Genomic DNA, 18,623 nt, shown 5'->3' with positions numbered 1-18,623 from the left:
ATATGTTCACCCCACACTCATTCAGCGCACCGAAGGAGCCGAACCACCCGATGGAACAGTCCCGCCGGTCCGGTGACCGCTTCACCGGCCGTACGGCCGTGGTCACCGGCGCCGCCTCCGGCATCGGAGCCGCCACCGCCGAACGCCTCGCCCGGGAGGGAGCCGCCGTCGTCCTCGCCGACGTCGCCGAGGAACGCGGCACGGCGGTCGCCGAGCGGATCGCCGAGGACGGCGGCCGGGCCCGCTTCGTCGCCGCCGACGTCTCGGCCGAGGGGGACTGGGCGCGCGTCGCGGACGCCGCACGCGCCTTCGGCCCCGTGGACCTGCTCGTCAGCAACGCCTTCGTCGTCGAGGTGACCCCGGCGCACGAACTGACCCTGGCCTCCTGGCGACGGCAGCTCGACGTCAACCTCACCGGTGCCTTCCTCGGTTTCAAGACCGTGCTGCCCGACCTGCGCGACCGCCGCGGAGCCGTCGTCCTCACCTCCTCCGTCCACGCACACAAGGGCATACCCGGACACCCCGCCTACGCGGCGTCCAAGGGCGCGCTGCTGTCCCTGTGCGGACAACTCGCGGTCGAGTACGGGCCCGAGGTGCGCGTCAACGCCGTCGTGCCCGGCCCGATCCTGACGGCCGCCTGGGACCGGGTGTCCGCCGAGGACCGGGAGCGCAGCGTCGCCGAGACCGCGGCCGGCCGCTTCGGCACCCCCGAGGAGGTGGCCGCCGCGATCGCCTTCCTCGGCTCCGACGAGGCTTCCTTCATCACCGGGTCGAGTCTCCTCGTGGACGGCGGCTGGAGCGTCGTGAAGGCCTCCGCATGACCCCCGCGTCCACCCCGCAGCAGAAAGGCAGTACGACATGACGCCCTACGCCCGCCGCGGCGTGCACGGTCAGACCGTGGAGGCACTCGCCCGTCGCATCCTGGGCGGCGAGATCCCCGAGGGGGCCACCCTGGACCTGGTCGCCCTGCAGAGCGAACTGGACGTCAGCCTCACCGCCCTGCGCGAGTCCCTGAAGGTCCTGGCCGCCAAGGGCATGGTCGACGCCCGTCAGAAGCGCGGCACCTTCGTCCGGGCCCGCGCGGACTGGAACCTGCTCGACGCCGACGTGCTGCGCTGGCAGTTCGAGAGCGACCGCACCACCGAGGCCGACCAGGCCCTGCTGCACAACCTCGCCGAGGTGCGCTCCATCATCGAGCCCGCCGCCGTACGCCTCGCCGCCGAGCGCCGCACCGACGACGACCTCACCGCCCTGGACGCCGCCCTCGACGCGATGGCCGAACCGGACGGCGACGCGGCCCACGCCGTCGAGGCCGACCTCGCCTTTCACCGCGCCCTGCTCGCCGCCACCCACAACGAACTCCTCGAACGCATGGAGATGGTGATCGAGACCGGCCTCGCCCACCGCGACCGCATCGTGCACAGCTCCCCGCACAGCGAGGACCCCGTACCCGCCCACCGCGCCGTCCTGGACGCCGTACGCGCCAAGGACCCGCGGGCCGCCGAGGCCGCCATGCGCGCCCTGCTCGACCAGGCCGGCCGCGACCTCGACCGGATCGGTGGGTCCGACGACACGGAAAGGCACCCCGGCCAGTGAAGATCACCCGCATCGAGACCTTCCTCGTGCCGCCGCGCTGGCTGTTCTGCCGCGTCGAGACCGACGACGGCGTGGTCGGCTGGGGCGAGCCCGTCGTCGAGGGCCGCGCCGAGGTGGTCCGCGCCGCCGTCGACGTCCTCGCCGACCACCTCATGGGCCAGGACCCGCTTCGCATCCAGGACCACTGGCAGGTGCTCACCAAGGGCGGCTTCTACCGCGGTGGACCGGTCCTCTCCAGCGCCGTCGCCGGCCTCGACCAGGCACTGTGGGACATCGCCGGGAAGACATACGGCGCTCCCGTGCACGCCCTGCTCGGCGGTCCCGTGCGCGACCGCGTCCGGGTCTATGCCTGGGTCGGCGGCGACGAACCCGCCGAGCTGACCGAGCAGATAGCCGCCCAGGTGGAGGCCGGATTCACCGCCGTGAAGATGAACGGCGCCGGCGCGACCTCGCCCATGGCCACCGCGGCCGAGACCGCCGCCGTCGTCGAGCGGGTGGCCGCCGCCCGCGAGGTGCTCGGCCCGGACCGGGACGTCGCCGTCGACTTCCACGGCCGCTTCACGGCCGCCAGCTCCCGCCGCGTCCTCGCCGAACTCGCCCCGCTCCACCCGCTGTTCGTGGAGGAGCCCGTCGTCCCCGAGCAGAGCCACCTGCTGCCCGGCCTGGTCGCCGCCAGTCCCGTCCCCCTCGCCACCGGCGAACGCCTCTACGGACGCGCCGAGTTCCTGCCCGTCCTCACCGCGGGCATCGCCGTCGCCCAGCCCGACCTCTCCCACGCGGGCGGCATCTCCGAGGTCCACCGCATCGCCTCGCTCGCCGAGACGTACGGCGCCCAGCTCGCCCCGCACTGCCCGCTCGGCCCCATCGCGCTCGCGGCCAGCCTCCAGGTCGCCTTCGCCACACCGAACTTCCTCATCCAGGAGCAGAGCCGGGGCATCCACTACAACAAGGACGGCGACCTGCTGTCGTACGTCGTCGACCCCGAGCCGTTCAGGTTCGTCGACGGCCACGCGCCGCGCGGCGACGCCCCGGGCCTCGGCGTGACCGTCGACGAGGCCGCCGTACGCGCCGCCGACCGCACCGGACATGCCTGGCGCAACCCGGTGTGGCGGCACTCCGACGGCTCCTTCGCGGAGTGGTGACGGTGTCCCTGGAGATCGTCACCGACCCGGCGCACGGCGGCCGTTGGACCTCGTTGCGCGCCGCGGACCGCCAATGGCTGTGGCACGGGACGGCGACCGGTCGAGCGAGCGTGTCGCCCGGGGACGCCTTCGTGGACGCGGGCGGTCTGGAGGAATGCGTTCCCACCGTACGCGGCACGCCCGACCACGGTGACGTCTGGTCTCGGGCCTGGAAGCGCGAGGGCGACACCGACACCGTGCACGCCGAGCGGTTCGCCCTGGCGCGGACGATCCGTACGACGGCGGAGGGTGCCGAGGCCGGTTACGTGCTCACGGCCGACCCCGGCTTCCGCTTCGTCTGGGCCGCCCACGCCCTGCTGGACCTGAGCCCGTCGGCGACCGTGCGCATACGGCCCGGTGCCCGCACCCGCCTCCACCCCGAGGCCGCACCGCTCCTCGACCTGCCCTGGCCGGCCGGCGCGCCCTGGGCCGAGGGCGACTGGCCCGCGCCTCTCGGCCTGCCGATGGACCGCTTCGGACCCGACGACGGCAGCGCGGTCGGCGCCGTCGTCGACGCCCCGGACTGCTGCGTCCACGACGGCGCGGACCGCCTCTCCTTCGCCCTGGAGGCCGACGGGCAGCCGCTGTCGACCGCCCTGTGGCGCAATCTCGGCGGCTTTCCCGCCGAAGACCCCTACCGCAGCACGGGAGTCGAGCCGATGCTCGGCCGCGCCTTCGACCTCGCCGACGCGGGACCCGAGGACGCCGCGAGCGTGCCCGCGTCCGGCGAGGTCCGCTGGCGGCTCACGCTCGCCGCCGACTGCCGCTGCGCCTGAACCCGAACCCGCCCGCCAGTACAAGGAGTTGTGTCCGTGGATCTGCAAGCCGCCCTGGCCGTCCACCGGTTGGTCGCCATCGTGCGCGGCGACGACCCCGAGGCCGCGCTGCGCACCGTACTCGTCCTCGCCGACGAGGGCATCGAGCTGATCGAGGTGTCCCTCAGCGGCCAGGACGCCCTGAGCGTCATCGAGCGCGCCCGCGAGGCCCTCGGCGCCGACCGGCACCTCGGCGCCGGCACCGTCCTGACCGCCGACGACGCCCGCGCCGCGCACCGGGCGGGCGCCGACTTCGCCGTCACCCCCGGCCTCGGGGAGGGTGTCGCCGAGGCCCGCGCCCTCGGGATGCCGGTCCTGGCCGGCGTCATGACCCCGACCGAAGTCATCGCCGCCCGTGCGCTGGGCGCCGAGGCGCTGAAGATATTCCCCGCCGCCCAGGCGGGCGGCCTCGACTACCTCAAGGCGCTCCAAGGGCCGTTCCCGCACGAGACGTTCGTCCCGGTGGGCGGCGTCGACGAGGCCGCCGCACGCGCCTATCTGGCCGCGGGAGCGCGCGCCGTCGGCATCGGCTCGCCGCTCGTCGGCGACGCGGCCCACGGCGGCAGCCTCTCCGCCCTCCGCGAGCGGGCCCGCGCCTTCCGTACCGCCGTACAGGAGGCCACTGCGTGATGGACGCCCCGGCCGCCACCCGCCCCGACCGCCTCGAACTCGGCGAAGGCATCCGCTTCACCGGCGGACGCCTGGTCCTCGTCGACATTCTGAAGGGACGTCTGCTCGCGGCCCCCGACGACCCCACCGCGCCCTTGGACACGCTCGCTCGGCTGCCCGTCCCCCTGGGCGCGGTGGCACCGGTGGCCGGCCGGCCCGGCAGCTGGATCGCGGCGGCGGGCACCGGCATCTGCCTGCTCACCTCCGACGGCACCCCGACCTGGCTGGCCCGGCCGGAGGCCGGCACCCGGCCGGCGATGCGCATGAACGACGGCACGGCCGACCCGTCCGGGAGGTTCTGGGCGGGCAGCATGTCGTACGACGCCGACGAGGACGCGGGTTCGCTGTTCCGCGTGGACCACGACGGCACGGTGGTGCGGGTGCTGGAGGACATCTCCGTTCCCAACGGGCCCGCGTTCTCCGCCGACGGACGGACCATGTACCTGGCCGACAGCGCGCGAGGTGTCGTCCGCCGTTACCCCGTCGATCCGGAGACGGGCTCACTCGGCACGCCGGACACGTTCGTCACGGTCGAGGACGGCAGCCCGGACGGGATGGCCGTCGACGGCGAGGGCGCGGTGTGGATCGCGGTCTGGGGGACGGGGACGGTACGCCGTCACCTGCCGGACGGCACGCTGGAGCGCACCGTGCGGCTGCCCGCGAGCCAGCCCGCCGGGGTCTGCCTCGAGGGCGACGTCCTGCACATCACCACGGCCACGGTGGGTCTCACGGCACCGGGACCGTACGACGGCGCCTTGTTCTCGGTCCGGGTGGGCGTGCCGGGGCCGGCGGCCGCGGAGTACCGGCCGGCGGTCGCGTCGATCGGGAGGCCGGCGTGAGCGCGTCGCGTTCCGCGGGCGATGGGGGAGAGCGGACGTCCGCGTCGCGTCCGGTGACCGGCGAGCCGGTCGGGGCCGCCGAGGCGACCGTGTCCTGGCCCCCCGCCGACGGCCCCGTGGTCTGCGTCGGCGAGACCATGGCCGCGCTCGCTCCCGAGCCGCCCGACTCCCTGGAGACGGGCGAGAGCCTGCGGGTGTCGGTAGCGGGCGCCGAGTCCAACGTGGCGATGTATCTCGCGGACCTGGGCCGGGCCGCCGTATGGCTGTCGGTGCTCGGCGACGACCCGTTCGGCCGCCGGGTGCGGGCCGCCGTCGCCGCGACAGGCGTCGACGTGTCGGGCGTACGGCACGATCCGGGCCGGCCCACGGGCCTGCTGATCAAGGACCCCGGCCCCACGGGCACCCGCGTCCACTACTACCGGCGCGGCTCGGCGGCCTCCGCCCTCGGCCCCGGCATCCTGGACGACCCGGCCGTCACCTCGGCGGCCGTCCTGCACCTCACGGGCGTGACGGCGGCCCTCTCCCCGTCCTGCCGTGAGCTGGTGGAGCGGGCGCTCGCGACCCCGCCGGGAGAGCGGTCGTACGCCGTGAGCTTCGACGTCAACCACCGCCCCGCGCTCTGGCCGGAGGGGACGGCCCCCGCCGTCCTGCGCGACGTGGCGGACCGGGCCGACATCACCTTCGTCGGTCTCGACGAGGCCCAGCGGCTGTGGGGCGACGAGCTGGACGCGGGCGGGGTGCGCAAGACGCTGCCCGGCCCGCGGCTGCTCGTCGTCAAGGACGGCGGACGGGCGGCCACCGTCTTCGGCGAGGCCGGAGAGGTCACCGTGCCCGCCCTGCGCACGGAGGTGGTGGAACCGGTCGGCGCGGGCGACGCGTTCGCGGCGGGCTTCCTGGCCGGGCTGCTCCGGGACGGCGATCTGCCCCGGGCCCTCCGCCTCGGCCACATCACGGCGGCGTCCGCGCTCAAGGTGACAGGAGACCACGGTCCCCTGCCGGACCCGGCCACGCTCGAACGGCTGCTGGGTCTCACGTCACGGGAGTGGGCCGAGCACGCCTGAGCAGGCCTCCCCTCGGCACGACGTCCGGCCCGGTCAGGAACGCGGCCCGGTGCCCCTGGGCGGCCGGGCCGTTGTCAATGTGATGTTCGCCGTCTTCAGCCGCTCCCGGTACACCCCTAACGTGGCCGCGTGGCAGGGCAGGGGCGCGGCCGACACGATGGTGTTCGTCGCCGGCAGGCTGAAGGGGTGGATGATGTTCCGCAAGGTGCTGGTCGCCAACCGTGGGGAGATTGCGATCCGGGCGTTCCGCGCCGGCTATGAGCTGGGCGCGCGCACGGTAGCCGTGTTCCCGCACGAGGACCGTAACTCCCTCCACCGGCTCAAGGCCGACGAGGCGTACGAGATCGGCGTCCCCGGGCATCCGGTGCGCGCCTATCTCTCCGTCGAGGAGATCGTGGGCGCGGCCCGGCGTGCGGGCGCGGACGCCGTGTATCCGGGGTACGGCTTCCTGTCCGAGAACCCGGAGCTGGCGCGGGCCTGCGAGCAGGCGGGCATCACGTTCGTGGGGCCGAGCGCGGAGACGCTGGAGCTGACCGGCAACAAGGCGCGGGCGGTGGCCGCCGCCCACGCCGCCGGTGTGCCCGTACTGGGCTCCTCCGCCCCTTCCACCGACGTCGACGAACTCGTCCGGGCCGCCGAGGGGATCGGCTTCCCGGTGTTCGTGAAGGCGGTCGCGGGCGGTGGCGGGCGCGGGATGCGGCGCGTGGAGGACCCGGCACAGCTGCGCGAGTCCATCGAGGCCGCCTCGCGCGAAGCCGCGTCCGCGTTCGGCGACTCCACCGTGTTCCTGGAGAAGGCGGTCGTCGACCCGCGCCACATCGAGGTGCAGATCCTCGCCGACGGGCAGGGTGACGTCATCCACCTGTACGAGCGCGACTGCTCGCTGCAGCGCCGCCACCAGAAGGTGATCGAGCTGGCGCCCGCGCCCGACCTCGACCCGGAGCTGCGGGAGAGGATCTGCGCGGACGCCGTGCGCTTCGCCCGCGAGATCGGCTACCGCAACGCGGGCACCGTGGAGTTCCTCGTCGACCGCGACGGCAACCACGTCTTCATCGAGATGAACCCGCGCATCCAGGTCGAGCACACGGTGACCGAGGAGGTCACCGACGTCGACCTGGTCCAGGCACAGCTGCGGATCGCGTCGGGGGAGTCGCTGGCCGACCTGGGCCTCGCGCAGGACACGATCACCCTGCACGGCGCCGCCCTCCAGTGCCGTATCACCACGGAGGACCCCGCCAACGGCTTCCGCCCGGACACCGGCCGGATCAGCGCCTACCGCTCACCGGGTGGCTCGGGCATCCGGCTCGACGGCGGAACCACCCACGCCGGCACGGAGATCAGCGCGCACTTCGACTCCATGCTGGTCAAACTCACCTGCCGGGGGCGGGACTTCAAGTCGGCGATCGGCCGCGCCCGGCGTGCCGTGGCCGAGTTCCGCATCCGGGGCGTGGCCACCAACATCCCCTTCCTGCAGGCCGTCCTGGACGACCCGGACTTCCAGGCCGGACGCGTCACGACGTCGTTCATCGAGCAGCGCCCCCATCTGCTCACCGCCCGCTCCTCGGCCGACCGCGGCACCAAGCTGCTCACCTACCTCGCCGACGTCACGGTCAACAGGCCGCACGGGGACCGCCCCCGACTGTCGTCCCCACTCACGAAGCTGCCCCGGCTCCCGGAGGGCGAGCTGCCCGCGGGCTCCCGGCAGCGGCTGATCGAACTCGGCCCCGAGGGCTTCGCCCGCCGGCTGCGCGAGTCGCCGCTCCTCGGCGTGACCGACACCACGTTCCGTGACGCCCACCAGTCGCTGCTCGCCACCCGGGTGCGCACCAAGGACCTGCTCGCCGTCGCTCCGGTGGTGGCGCGAACGCTGCCCGGTCTGCTGTCCCTGGAGTGCTGGGGCGGCGCCACCTACGACGTCGCTCTGCGCTTCCTCGCCGAGGACCCCTGGGAGCGGCTGGCCGCGCTGCGCGAGGCGGTGCCCAACATCTGCCTCCAGATGCTGCTGCGCGGCCGCAACACCGTGGGCTACACGCCGTATCCGACCGAGGTGACCGACGCGTTCGTGGAGGAGGCCGCCGCCACCGGCATCGACATCTTCCGCATCTTCGACGCGCTCAACGACGTCGGCCAGATGCGGCCCGCCATCGACGCCGTACGGCAGACGGGCACGGCGGTCGCGGAGGTCGCCCTGTGCTACACCTCCGATCTCTGCGACCCGTCGGAACGCCTCTACACGCTCGACTACTACCTGCGTCTGGCCGAGCAGATCGTCGAGGCGGGTGCCCACGTCCTGGCGGTCAAGGACATGGCAGGACTGCTGCGCGCCCCCGCCGCCGCGAAGCTGGTCGCGGCGCTGCGGCGGGAGTTCGGCCTGCCGGTGCATCTGCACACCCACGACACGACCGGCGGTCAGCTCGCCACGTACCTCGCGGCGGCGCAGGCGGGCGTGGACGCGGTGGACGGCGCGGTCGCGTCCATGGCCGGGACCACCTCGCAACCGTCGCTGTCGGCGATCCTGGCGGCCACCGACCACTCCGAACGGCCCACCGGCCTCGACCTCCAGGCCGTGGGCGACCTGGAGCCGTACTGGGAGAGCGTCCGCCGGATCTACGCGCCCTTCGAGGCGGGACTGGCCTCCCCGACCGGGCGCGTCTATCACCACGAGATCCCCGGCGGCCAGCTGTCCAACCTGCGCACCCAGGCCGTCGCGCTCGGCCTCGGCGATCGGTTCGAGGACATCGAGGCCATGTACGCCGCCGCCGACCGCATCCTGGGCCGCCTGGTGAAGGTCACGCCGTCCTCCAAGGTGGTCGGCGACCTCGCGTTGCACCTCGTGGGCGCAGGCGTGGACCCGGCGGACTTCGAGGCGACGCCCGAACGGTTCGACATCCCCGACTCCGTCATCGGCTTCCTGCGGGGCGAGTTGGGCACCCCGCCCGGCGGCTGGCCGGAGCCGTTCCGCACCAAGGCGCTCCAGGGCCGCGCCGAGGCCAGGCCGGCGCCGGAGCTGGCGGCCGAGGACCGTACGGGCCTGGAGAAGAAACGGCGCGCCACACTCAACCGGCTGCTGTTCCCCGGCCCGACCCGGGAGTTCGACACGCACCGCCAGACCTTCGGCGACACCAGCGTCCTCGACAGCAAGGACTTCTTCTACGGGCTGCGCCCCGGTGCCGAGTACGCCGTCGACCTCGAGCCGGGCGTACGGCTCCTGATCGAGCTCCAGGCCGTCGGCGACGCCGACGAACGCGGTATGCGCACGGTGATGGCCACCCTCAACGGCCAACTCCGCCCGATCCAGGTACGCGACCGCACCGCCGCCTCCGTCGTCCCCGTCACCGAGAAGGCCGACCGTTCCAACCCCGGTCATGTCGCGGCCCCGTTCGCCGGTGTGGTGACCCTCGTGGTTGCCGAGGACGACGACGTGCCGGCCGGCGCGACCGTGGCCACCATCGAGGCGATGAAGATGGAGGCAGCGATCACGGCCCCGAAGGCGGGCCGCGTCTCCCGCCTGGCCATCAACCGCATCCAGCAGGTGGAGGGCGGAGACCTGCTGATCGAACTGGCCTGATCCCTCGGTCGGACTCGCCTGAGTGCCGGACCCGTCCGCGCGGGTGCCGGTGGCGGGTGCGGTGGTGATCACCGCGCCCGGACCGGCGCCGGGAGGGACAGGGCGGCTGAGCCCGGCCGGACCGACGCCCGACCGGTTCACCGTCCCCGAGGGCGAACCGGGACCGACCGAGGCGGAGCGCGCGGTGGCGGCCGAGGGCGCTCGGCTCCTCGTGGCCCTGGGTGATGTCCGGTCCGACGGCCTGGGCCTGGCCTGCGTCGCCGGGACCGACGCCGAGGACGCATTACGGCGCCTGGGGGGCGACGTCGGCCCCGGCCGAGGAGCTGGGTCGGGCCGGTCAGCCGTCCGCCGCCTCGCTCAGCCGTCGGAGCAGGGCCGGCAGCGTGGCACGGTCCGGGCCCGGGAGAGCGGCGCAGCATGCGGCGAGCACCTTGTCGGCGATGCCGTGACCTGCCGTCAGGACCCGCTCGCCCTCGGGGCGTGAGGTGGTGTTCGATGCGGCGGCCGTGGCCCGGGCTGCGTTCGACTGGGAGGCGTCCCACGCGGGGTACCCGTGGGCCCGGGGCGCCGGCCGGGACTGGCTCGACCGGTTGGCGCGAGCCCTGGATCCTGTGCCGGCCCCGGCCGCCGCGTGAACGTCACCCAGGGCGCCGGAACAGCGCGGTCCAGAGGAACGGCTCACCGAAACAAAGGGAATTGGGAGACTCGTCGTTCATCCGCCGCAACTCGACCTCCTCGAGATCGGCGAAGATCCACCGCAGCGACTCCGGCGTGTAGGCGAGGCCACCCTGGAGGCCCGCGTGGCCATACAGCTCGGCGTCGGGCAGTTCGGAGCCCATCGCGCCCGCCGCGAAACAGGTGAGAACGAACAGGCCGCCGGGCGCGAGGAGTTCGTCGAGCAGGGCGAGATAGCTGACGCGACGGTGCGGTGGCAGATGGTGGAAGCAGCCGCTGTCGTGGACGAGGTCGTACGGACCGCGGAGCACCTTGCCCATGAGCGCGAAGGCGTCGCCGCGGTGGAAGCGGACGTCGGCGCCCGCCTCGGCCGCCCGCTCCCGGGCCCAGTCGACGGCCACGGGGGAGAGGTCGACGGCGTCCACCTCGAAGCCGAGCGAGGCGAGGTGGATCGCGTTGCGGCCGGGACCGCAGCCGAGGTCCAGCGCGCGCCCCGGCGCGATCAGACCGCGCTCCACCCAGGAGACGAGACTTTCGTCCGGCTTGGCCTCGAAGAACGGCACCGGCCTGCCACGGTCCGCGTAGAACCCGTCCCACCAGGAGGCCCCGTGGGCCGTCCATCGATCGGCTTTGGGCACGAACAGGCCGTCGAGGAGTCTGAGCACGTCCTCGACGGTGCGAATGTTCCGGTCCATCGAATCCCCTTTCCGTCGGGGGATGTTAGGCCTGGACGGGCCCGAGTTCCCAGGTCGGGCCGCATGTCCGGATGCCGTGCGCGGGGCCGTGCGGAGGCGGGGGAGCGGTGGCGGGCCGCGGGGTCCGAGGGTGGTGGGCAGGAGCGTGCATGGCCCCGCCCAGGCCCGTCGAGAAGGCCCTCCGCGCCGCGCCGGGCGGACTTTCCGATCGAGTTCTCCAGGGCCGTCATGGGGGCGCGTGTATGGGTGTGGGCCGCATCCGGCATCGTGAAGATCGTGAGTGAAGCGAGTCTGCTTGTTGGAGGAGTCCGGATGACCGGCAGCGAAGAACCCGTCCTGCTGCACACCGCGGGCCGTGCCGCGTACATCACCCTCAACCGGCCCCGGGCCCTGAACGCCCTGACGCACGAGATGGTGGCCCGCATCGACGAGGCGCTGACCGCCTGGGAAAGTGACCCGGCCGTCGAGACCGTCGTGCTGACGGGCGCGGGTGAGCGAGGCCTGTGCGCGGGCGGTGACATCCGTGCCGTCCATGACGACGCCCGCGACGGGGACGGCAGCGCGGCGGCGGCCTTCTGGCGTGACGAGTACCGGCTCAACGCGCGCATCGCCCGCTACCCGAAGCCGTACGTCGCCCTCATGGACGGCATCGTCATGGGCGGCGGTGTCGGACTCTCCGCACACGGCTCCGTCCGCGTCGCCACCGAGCGCTCCCGGATCGCGATGCCCGAGACCGGCATCGGTTTCGTCCCGGACGTCGGCGGCACCTACCTGCTCAGCCGCGCGCCCGGCGAACTCGGCACCCACCTCGCCCTGACCGGCGTCGCCGTAGGGGCCGCCGACGCGGTGCTGTGCGGACTGGCCGATCACTGCGTGCCCTCGGCGGCGCTGCCCGCGCTGCTGGCCGACCTGGCCGAGCGGCCCGCGGCCGAAGCACTCGCGCCCCGCCTCGTGCCGGCGCCGCCCGGAGAACTCGCCGAGTCGCGCCGCTGGATCGACGCCTGTTACTCCGCGGACACGGTCGAGGAGATCGTCGACCGGCTGGCGGCCTACGGCGACACGGCCGCGAAGGGTGCCGCCGAGACCCTGCACACCAAGTCGCCCACGGCGCTCAAGGTCACCCTGGCCGCGATGCGCAGGGCACGGCGGCTCGGGTCGCTGGAGGAAGTGCTGGACCAGGAGTACCGGGTGTCCTGCGCTGCCCTCACCACGCTCGACCTGGTGGAGGGCATCCGCGCCCAGGTCATCGACAAGGACCGCGCCCCGCGCTGGTCGCCGGCCACGGTCGGTGAGGTCACCGACCGGGACGTCGAGCGGTTCTTCGGGGATTACTGAGGCTTGGTTGAACAGTCCAGACTGATAAACCTACTGTTATTACTTGTGGAAGTGGAGAAAACCGCAGGTAGCACGACGACCGATCCGTCACGGAACACAGCACCGCTGGCCGCGGCCCTGCGCCTGGCCGTCGCACGGATCACCCGTCGGCTGCGGCAGGCGCACGCCGTCGGCGACGTGTCACTCTCCGGAGTCTCCGTGCTGGCCCGGCTCGCCGGCGGCCCGGACTCCCCGGGATCGCTCGCCGAACTGGAACGCGTCAGGCCGCAGGCGATGGCCAGCACCCTCGCCGGGCTCGAACAGCGCGGGCTGGTGCGCCGTACCCCCGACACCTCCGACGGGAGGCGGGCCATCGTGACGATCACCGACGACGGACGGACCGTACTGGAGGAACGCCGGTCCGAGTCCGTCACCCGTCTCACCCGGGCCCTCGAGGAGTTCACCCCCGAGGAGCGCGACATGCTCCGCGACGCCCTGCCCCTCCTCGACCGGCTGGCGGAACGACTGTGACCGGGCTCCCGCGCCTCACCCGACCCAAGGACTCGGCCCCGGGCCCCGGCTACAAGTGGGTCGCCCTGTCCAACACCACCCTGGGCGTCCTGATCGCCACGATGGACGCCTCCATCGTGATCATCTCGCTGCCGGCGATCTTCCGCGGGATCGGCCTAGACCCGCTCGCGGCGGGCAACATCGGCTATCTGCTGTGGATGATCCTGGGCTATCTGCTGGTGTCGGCGGTGCTGGTCGTCGCCCTCGGCCGGCTCGGCGACATGTTCGGCCGGGTCAAGATCTACAACCTCGGCTTCCTGATCTTCGCGATCGCCTCCGTGGCGCTGTCCCTCGACCCGTTCCGGGCCGGTGCCGGGGCGCTGTGGCTGATCCTGTGGCGCATCGTGCAGGCCTTCGGCGGCTCCATGCTCACCGCCAACTCGGCCGCCATCCTCACCGACGCGTTCCCCGCCCGGCAGCGCGGCATGGCCCTCGGCATCAACCAGATCACCGCGCTGGCCGGCCAGTTCCTCGGTCTGCTCGCCGGCGGTCTGCTCGCCGCGGTCGACTGGCGCGCCGTGTTCTGGGTGAGCGTCCCCGTCAGCATCACGGGCACCGTCTGGTCATATCTCAGCCTGCGCGAGACGGCGTCCGGCAAGCGTGGCCGGATCGACTGGTTCGGCAACGTCACCTTCGCCGCGGGTGCGGGCATTCTCCTCGCCGGCATCACCTACGGCATCCAGCCCTACGGCGGCAGCGCCACCGGATGGGGCAATCCCTGGGTGCTCACCGGCCTGTTCGGCGGGGCCTTCCTGCTGCTGGTCTTCTGCATCGTCGAGACCCGGATCGCCGAACCCATGTTCCGGCTCTCGCTGTTCCAGGTGCGGGCGTTCGCCGCGGGCAACCTGGCCGCGCTGCTGACCGCGATCGCGCGTGGCGGGCTGCAGTTCATGCTCATCATCTGGCTGCAGGGCATCTGGCTGCCGCTGCACGGCTACGACTTCGAGGACACTCCGCTGTGGGCGGGCATCTTCATGCTGCCGCTCACCCTCGGCTTCCTGATCGCGGGCCCCGTCTCCGGCTATCTGTCCGACCGGTTCGGCGCCCGCCTGTTCTCCACCACGGGACTGGTGGTGGTCGCGGGCTCCTTCCTCGGCCTGCTGGCCCTGCCCGTGAACTTCGACTACGGCATGTTCGCCGCCCTGTTGCTGCTCAACGGCCTCGGTCAGGGCATGTTCTCCGCGCCGAACACGTCGTCGATCATGGGCAGCGTCGCCCCCGAGTACCGGGGTGTGGCCTCCGGAATGCGCTCCACGTTCCAGAACTCGGGTACGGCCCTGTCCATCGGCGTGTTCTTCTCGCTGATGGTCTCGGGGCTGGCCACCTCGCTGCCGTCGGCACTCAGCGGTGGCCTCCAGGCCCACGGCGTTCCGGCGGCGACGGCGGAGCAGGCGGCGTCGCTGCCGCCGGTGAGCACGCTGTTCGCGACGTTCCTCGGCAACAACCCGATCAGCCATCTCCTCGGCTCCAGCGGCGCGCTCGACCAGCTCACCACGGCCCAGCGTGACGCGCTGACCGGCCACACGTTCTTCCCGCAGCTGGTCTCGGGACCCTTCCACCACGGGCTGACCATCGTCTTCGGCGTCGCCGCGGGCATGGCCCTGATCTCCGCGTTCGCTTCGGCCCTGCGCGGCCGTGACGCCTCCGCCACCGGACGCAAGGGCGCCGCGACGGCGACGGCGGGCGCGCCCACGCGGCGTGCCGCCGCCGACGAGGCGCGCCGCCCAGTCAAGTGACCGCAAACACACGTCTCCCGACCGCTTACCCGAAAGGACAGCCCCGTGGCGAACAGCGCCCTGCTCGTGATGGACGTCCAGCGTTCCATCGTCGACCGCTTCGAGGACGGCGGCGGGTACCTCCCGCGCCTGGGCGAGGCCGTCGACGCCGCCCGGACGGCCGGTCTGCCGGTGATCTACGTGGTCGTCGGTTTCCGTGCCGGTCATCCGGAGATCAGCGCCCGCAACAAGTCGTTCTCGGCCGCCGCCCGCTCCGGCGCCTTCACCGAGAGTGACCCGGGCAGCGAGATCCACCCCGAAGTGGCACCCCGGCCGGGCGACGTCGTCGTGACCAAGCGCCGCGTGAGCGCGTTCGCGGGCAGCGATCTCGATCTGGTGCTCAGGGCGGGCGAGATCGACAGTCTGGTCCTCGCCGGCATCGCCACCAGCGGTGTCGTGCTGTCCACCGTGCGCCAGGCCGCCGACCTCGACTTCGGCCTCACGGTCCTTGCCGACGGCTGCCTCGACGCCGACCTCGAGGTGCACCGGGTCCTCACCGAGAAGGTGTTCCCGCGCCAGGCGGAGGTGCTGTCCGTGGCGCAGTGGACGAAGAGCCTCGGCGCCTGACCGGAACGGGGCGATGTGTCCGCAGTCCGACCGCATGGACGGGTCGGACTGCGGGCACATCTTGTTTCACGCTACATCTAAGTGCATGATGCGGTTATGCATAAGCGGGTTATGGATCCGGTGGCTTCCGGGGTCTCGGCGGAGGATCTGATCCTCGCCACCGAGCAGATGGTGCGTTTCGTGCGCCGCAGTGCCACCACCGGCGGGCTCAGCACGGCCGCCTCCGCGACCCTGTCCCGGCTGTCCCGCGAAGGTCCGCTGCGGCTGACCGAACTGGCCCGCGCCGAGGGCGTCTCCCAGCCCAACATGACGCAACTCGTCACGCGCATGGAGCGCGCCGGGCTGGTGCGGCGCACCGCCGACCACACCGACGGCCGGGGCGTGCTGGTCGAGGCCACCGACCCGGGCGTCGAGGTGTTCCGGCGGCGGCGCGCCGAACGTGCCGCCGCGCTCGAGGAGTTGGTCGCGGAACTGGCCGAGCCGGAACAACGCGCGGTGCTGATCGCCCTGCCGGCGCTGGCCCGTGCCATCGAGGACCGCCAGGCCCGCTCCTGACCCTGTCCTGCTCCTCGCTGTCCCCACCCTTCAACGCTTTGGAAGAGAAGCGCACATGAGTGCTCCGCATGCACCGTCTGCCAGCCCGTTCCGGCAGCCCAAGGCCGTCTGGGCCGTCGCGTTCGCCTGTGTCATCTCGTTCATGGGCATCGGTCTGGTCGACCCGATCCTGCCCGCCCTGGCGTCGAGCCTGCACGCCTCGCCCAGCCAGGTCTCCCTGCTGTTCTCCAGCTATCTGATCGTGACCGCGGTCGCGATGCTGATCGTCGGCTGGTTCTCCAGCCGGTTCGGCGCCAAGCGGACCCTGGTCATAGGCCTGGCGGTCATCGTCGTGTTCGCGGCGCTGGCCGGTACGTCCGGCTCCATCGACGGCATCGTCGGCTTCCGCGCCGGCTGGGGGCTCGGCAACGCCTTGTTCATCGCGACCTCCCTCGCGGTGATCGTGGCCTCGGCCAGCGGCGGCTTCGGCGGAGCGATCATCCTGTACGAGACCGCGCTCGGCCTCGGCATCGCCGTGGGACCGCTGCTGGGCGGCGAGTTGGGCGCCATCAGCTGGCGCGGCCCGTTCTTCGGCGTCGCCGTCCTCATGGCCATCGCCCTGGTCGCCACCCTCGCCTTCGTGCCCTCCCTGCCCAGGCCGGCACGCGTCACCTCACCGCTCGCCCCGATCCGGGCGCTGCGCCACCGTGGGCTGCTGACCATGGGCATCATGGCGCTGCTGTACAACTGGGGCTTCTTCACGATGCTCGGCTACGCGCCGTACCCCATGGAGCTGAGCGCCCATCAACTCGGGCTCGTCTTCACCGGGTGGGGCCTGCTGGTGGCCGCCTTCAGCGTGTTCTTCGCCCCGCGCCTGCAGGCCCGGTTCGGCACCGCCCCGGTCCTGTACGCCAACCTCCTCGGTCTGGGTATCGTGATGGCGGTCATCGCCGCCGGGGTGAGCACCCCGACCGTGGTGATCGTGGCGGTCATCGTCAGCGGCGCGTTCATCGGCATCAACAACACCCTCACCACGCAGGCCGTCATGCTGGTCTCGCCGGTGGAACGGCCGGTGGCCTCCTCCGCGTACGGCTTCCTGCGCTTCATCGGCGGCGGTCTCGCGCCGTACGTCGCGGGCAAGCTCGCCGACGCCACCGACCTGAGAGTCCCCTTCTACCTCGGCGCAGCCACCTTCGTCCTCGCCATCCCGGTCCTGGCCAGCGGCCACCGGCTGCTCCGCCAGGCCGAACAGCACACCGGCGAGGGCGAGTCGGTCGCCCCGGCCCTCACCCGCGTCGGCCCGGCCCCGGCCGGCGACGCACCCGCGGTGATCGTCGCCGTCGGCGCCCACGACCGCGCCGCCGAGATCGTGGACGCCGCGGCCCGCATGGCCCGGGACACCAACAGCCCGCTGGAGGTCGTGCACGTGCAGCAGACCGCCGTGGTGGAGGAACAGGCCGTCGACACCGAGACGCACGACGAGGCACGCGCGGCGGTCACCGCCCACCTCGACCGGCTCGCCGCGCAGGGCGTCACCGCCACCGGTCAGATCCTCACCAGCGTCGGCGACCACGCCGCCGCCGGCCGCGTCCTGGCCCGGCACGCCGCCGACGTCCACGCCCGCGCCATCGCCGTCGGACGCTCGCCGCGCGGCCCCCTCACCCAGTTCGCGGACGGCAGCCTGACCAGTGCGCTCACCCACGCGGCCACCTGCACCGTCGTCCTCGTCGACCCCGGGACCGTACCGCGGCCGCTGACCTCGGCCACACTGGCGGAACTGCGCGGCAGCGCGAGCTGAGCAGGACGGCGAGAGGGCGGGCCCGGCCGGGCCCGCCCTCTCGCCGTGCGCCCCTGACCGGCGATCGCGGTTCCCGCGAAAGTGCAAGAGGCGGAGCACCGGAGTCCATGGCCGGGCGCACCACGTCAGGCCGGATCTCCGGGACGCCGGGCGAGGCCGGGACCTCGACCGTCAAGGTCACCGACCCCGCCGGCCCCGCCACGGCGCCGGCCTCCTTCGGCCGGACCGTCGCCCCGCTCCTCACCGGCGCGCACACCCTGACGGACTCCGGCCGGGCCCTCGACGTCCCCGACCACTCCACGTCCCCCGGCACCCCGCTCGACACCTGGACCCCGAACGGCGGCGCCAACCAGAGCCGGGAGTTCATCCGGCAGCCCGACGGCTCCTGCCCGATCAACGACGCCGAATCCCACCGGCGCATGGACGTCGACGGCGGCTTCACCTCGCCCACCGGCGTACGCCCCGGCCCGGTCCCTCCCGACCCGGCGGGGCCCCGGCATGATGGGCACATGGACCCGGTGCTCGCCCGACTTCCGCCCGCTTTCTGGTCCGTTCCGCACGTGGGTGCCCGGTTCCCGGGCTCGCGAGCGGTCGTCGACCGACCGGATCTCGACCTGGGCGCGAACTGCCAGGTGTTCGCCTACGCGGTGCTGCGGCACTTCGGCCTGGCCGTACCGGACCTGCGCTCGAGCGACCTGTGGGCGGACACCCGCGCCACGACCCGCGTCCGCACCGCCCGCCCGCTCGACCTGCTCCTGTTCAACGCCACCGACGACGCGTACGGCGGCCATGTCGGGGTCCAGGTGCACGGGGGACGCGTCCTGCACCTGTGCGCGGAGGTGGGACGCCCGGCGGTCTGGGATCCGGCCGACTTCGCGGTACGCGAGCGGTACCGGGTCTTGATCGGCGTCAAGCGGGTGGTCGGGGGCGGCGCGTACACGTAGCCGTGCGATGCCAGTACGTAGC

16 protein-coding genes and 1 pseudogene are annotated in these 18,623 nt (G+C 73.0%); 15 read left to right on the top strand and 2 right to left on the bottom strand.

What is annotated here, in order from left to right:
• The first annotated feature begins 50 nt into the window (after positions 1-50).
• From IEZ19_RS01415 to IEZ19_RS01380, 8 genes are all read left to right on the top strand, one after another.
• Positions 51-821, top strand: a complete 771-nt coding sequence (locus IEZ19_RS01415; protein ID WP_189309084.1) for an SDR family NAD(P)-dependent oxidoreductase — start codon at positions 51-53, stop codon at positions 819-821.
• A gap of 37 nt (positions 822-858) precedes the next feature.
• Positions 859-1,596, top strand: coding sequence for a FadR/GntR family transcriptional regulator (locus IEZ19_RS01410; RefSeq protein ID WP_189309083.1), 738 nt, complete (start codon positions 859-861; stop codon positions 1,594-1,596).
• Positions 1,593-2,738 (top strand): galactonate dehydratase, encoded by a 1,146-nt coding sequence (dgoD, locus tag IEZ19_RS01405; protein WP_189309082.1) that lies wholly within the window; start codon positions 1,593-1,595, stop codon positions 2,736-2,738. Before IEZ19_RS01410 ends, dgoD begins: the two co-directional genes overlap by 4 nt.
• Positions 2,735-3,553: a hypothetical protein gene (locus tag IEZ19_RS01400; RefSeq protein ID WP_189309081.1), complete on the top strand. Its 819-nt coding sequence runs from the start codon at positions 2,735-2,737 to the stop codon at positions 3,551-3,553. Before dgoD ends, IEZ19_RS01400 begins: the two co-directional genes overlap by 4 nt.
• Positions 3,554-3,589: 36 nt before the next feature.
• Positions 3,590-4,222, top strand: coding sequence for a bifunctional 4-hydroxy-2-oxoglutarate aldolase/2-dehydro-3-deoxy-phosphogluconate aldolase (locus tag IEZ19_RS01395; protein ID WP_189309080.1), 633 nt, complete (start codon positions 3,590-3,592; stop codon positions 4,220-4,222).
• Positions 4,222-5,100 (top strand): SMP-30/gluconolactonase/LRE family protein, encoded by an 879-nt coding sequence (locus tag IEZ19_RS01390; RefSeq protein WP_189309478.1) that lies wholly within the window; start codon positions 4,222-4,224, stop codon positions 5,098-5,100. The genes IEZ19_RS01395 and IEZ19_RS01390 overlap by 1 nt, the downstream gene beginning before the upstream one ends.
• An 89-nt stretch (positions 5,101-5,189) precedes the next feature.
• The gene (locus tag IEZ19_RS01385) at positions 5,190-6,161 is read left to right on the top strand and encodes a sugar kinase (RefSeq protein ID WP_268248607.1); all 972 of its coding nucleotides are present in this window, start codon (positions 5,190-5,192) and stop codon (positions 6,159-6,161) included.
• A 193-nt stretch (positions 6,162-6,354) separates the two neighbouring features.
• Complete coding sequence (locus tag IEZ19_RS01380; RefSeq protein ID WP_189309476.1) at positions 6,355-9,729, top strand: pyruvate carboxylase; 3,375 nt, start codon at positions 6,355-6,357, stop codon at positions 9,727-9,729.
• A gap of 337 nt (positions 9,730-10,066) precedes the next feature.
• On the opposite strand, the pseudogene IEZ19_RS50310 reads toward IEZ19_RS01380, so the two are convergent.
• Positions 10,067-10,256: pseudogene (locus IEZ19_RS50310) on the bottom strand (winged helix DNA-binding protein); the annotation flags it as partial.
• Between the two features lie 111 nt (positions 10,257-10,367).
• Entirely contained in the window at positions 10,368-11,099 is a 732-nt protein-coding gene (locus IEZ19_RS01370; protein WP_189309078.1) for a class I SAM-dependent methyltransferase, read from the bottom strand.
• Between the two features lie 312 nt (positions 11,100-11,411).
• Between IEZ19_RS01370 and IEZ19_RS01365 the strand changes: the two genes are divergently transcribed.
• The 7 genes from IEZ19_RS01365 to IEZ19_RS53360 all read left to right on the top strand — a co-directional run bounded on the left by IEZ19_RS01365 (position 11,412) and on the right by IEZ19_RS53360 (position 18,601).
• On the top strand, positions 11,412-12,434 hold the full coding sequence (locus IEZ19_RS01365) for an enoyl-CoA hydratase/isomerase family protein (RefSeq protein ID WP_189309077.1): 1,023 nt from the start codon (positions 11,412-11,414) through the stop codon (positions 12,432-12,434).
• 45 nt (positions 12,435-12,479) lie between these two features.
• Positions 12,480-12,944 carry a MarR family winged helix-turn-helix transcriptional regulator gene (locus IEZ19_RS01360; RefSeq protein ID WP_229839852.1) on the top strand — a complete coding sequence of 155 codons (465 nt, stop codon included), beginning with the start codon at positions 12,480-12,482 and terminating at the stop codon, positions 12,942-12,944.
• Between the two features lie 101 nt (positions 12,945-13,045).
• Positions 13,046-14,719, top strand: a complete 1,674-nt coding sequence (locus tag IEZ19_RS01355) for an MFS transporter (protein WP_229839890.1) — start codon at positions 13,046-13,048, stop codon at positions 14,717-14,719.
• Positions 14,720-14,764: 45 nt separating this feature from the next.
• Positions 14,765-15,325 (top strand): cysteine hydrolase family protein, encoded by a 561-nt coding sequence (locus IEZ19_RS01350; RefSeq protein ID WP_189309076.1) that lies wholly within the window; start codon positions 14,765-14,767, stop codon positions 15,323-15,325.
• Positions 15,326-15,421: 96 nt separating this feature from the next.
• The gene (locus IEZ19_RS01345) at positions 15,422-15,880 is read left to right on the top strand and encodes a MarR family winged helix-turn-helix transcriptional regulator (RefSeq protein WP_189309075.1); all 459 of its coding nucleotides are present in this window, start codon (positions 15,422-15,424) and stop codon (positions 15,878-15,880) included.
• 55 nt (positions 15,881-15,935) lie between these two features.
• Positions 15,936-17,657 (top strand): MFS transporter, encoded by a 1,722-nt coding sequence (locus IEZ19_RS01340; protein WP_189309074.1) that lies wholly within the window; start codon positions 15,936-15,938, stop codon positions 17,655-17,657.
• Positions 17,658-17,764: 107 nt separating this feature from the next.
• A complete protein-coding gene (locus tag IEZ19_RS53360) occupies positions 17,765-18,601 on the top strand; it encodes an RICIN domain-containing protein (protein WP_373296885.1) in 837 nt (278 codons plus the stop codon).
• Positions 18,602-18,623: the final 22 nt, after the last annotated feature.

It is taken from the genome of Streptomyces brasiliensis, from assembly GCF_014647875.1.
Classification (GTDB): domain Bacteria; phylum Actinomycetota; class Actinomycetes; order Streptomycetales; family Streptomycetaceae; genus Streptomyces; species Streptomyces brasiliensis.
Note: the sequence above shows the minus strand (reverse complement) of the source record. Positions and strands in the feature narration are given on the sequence as shown.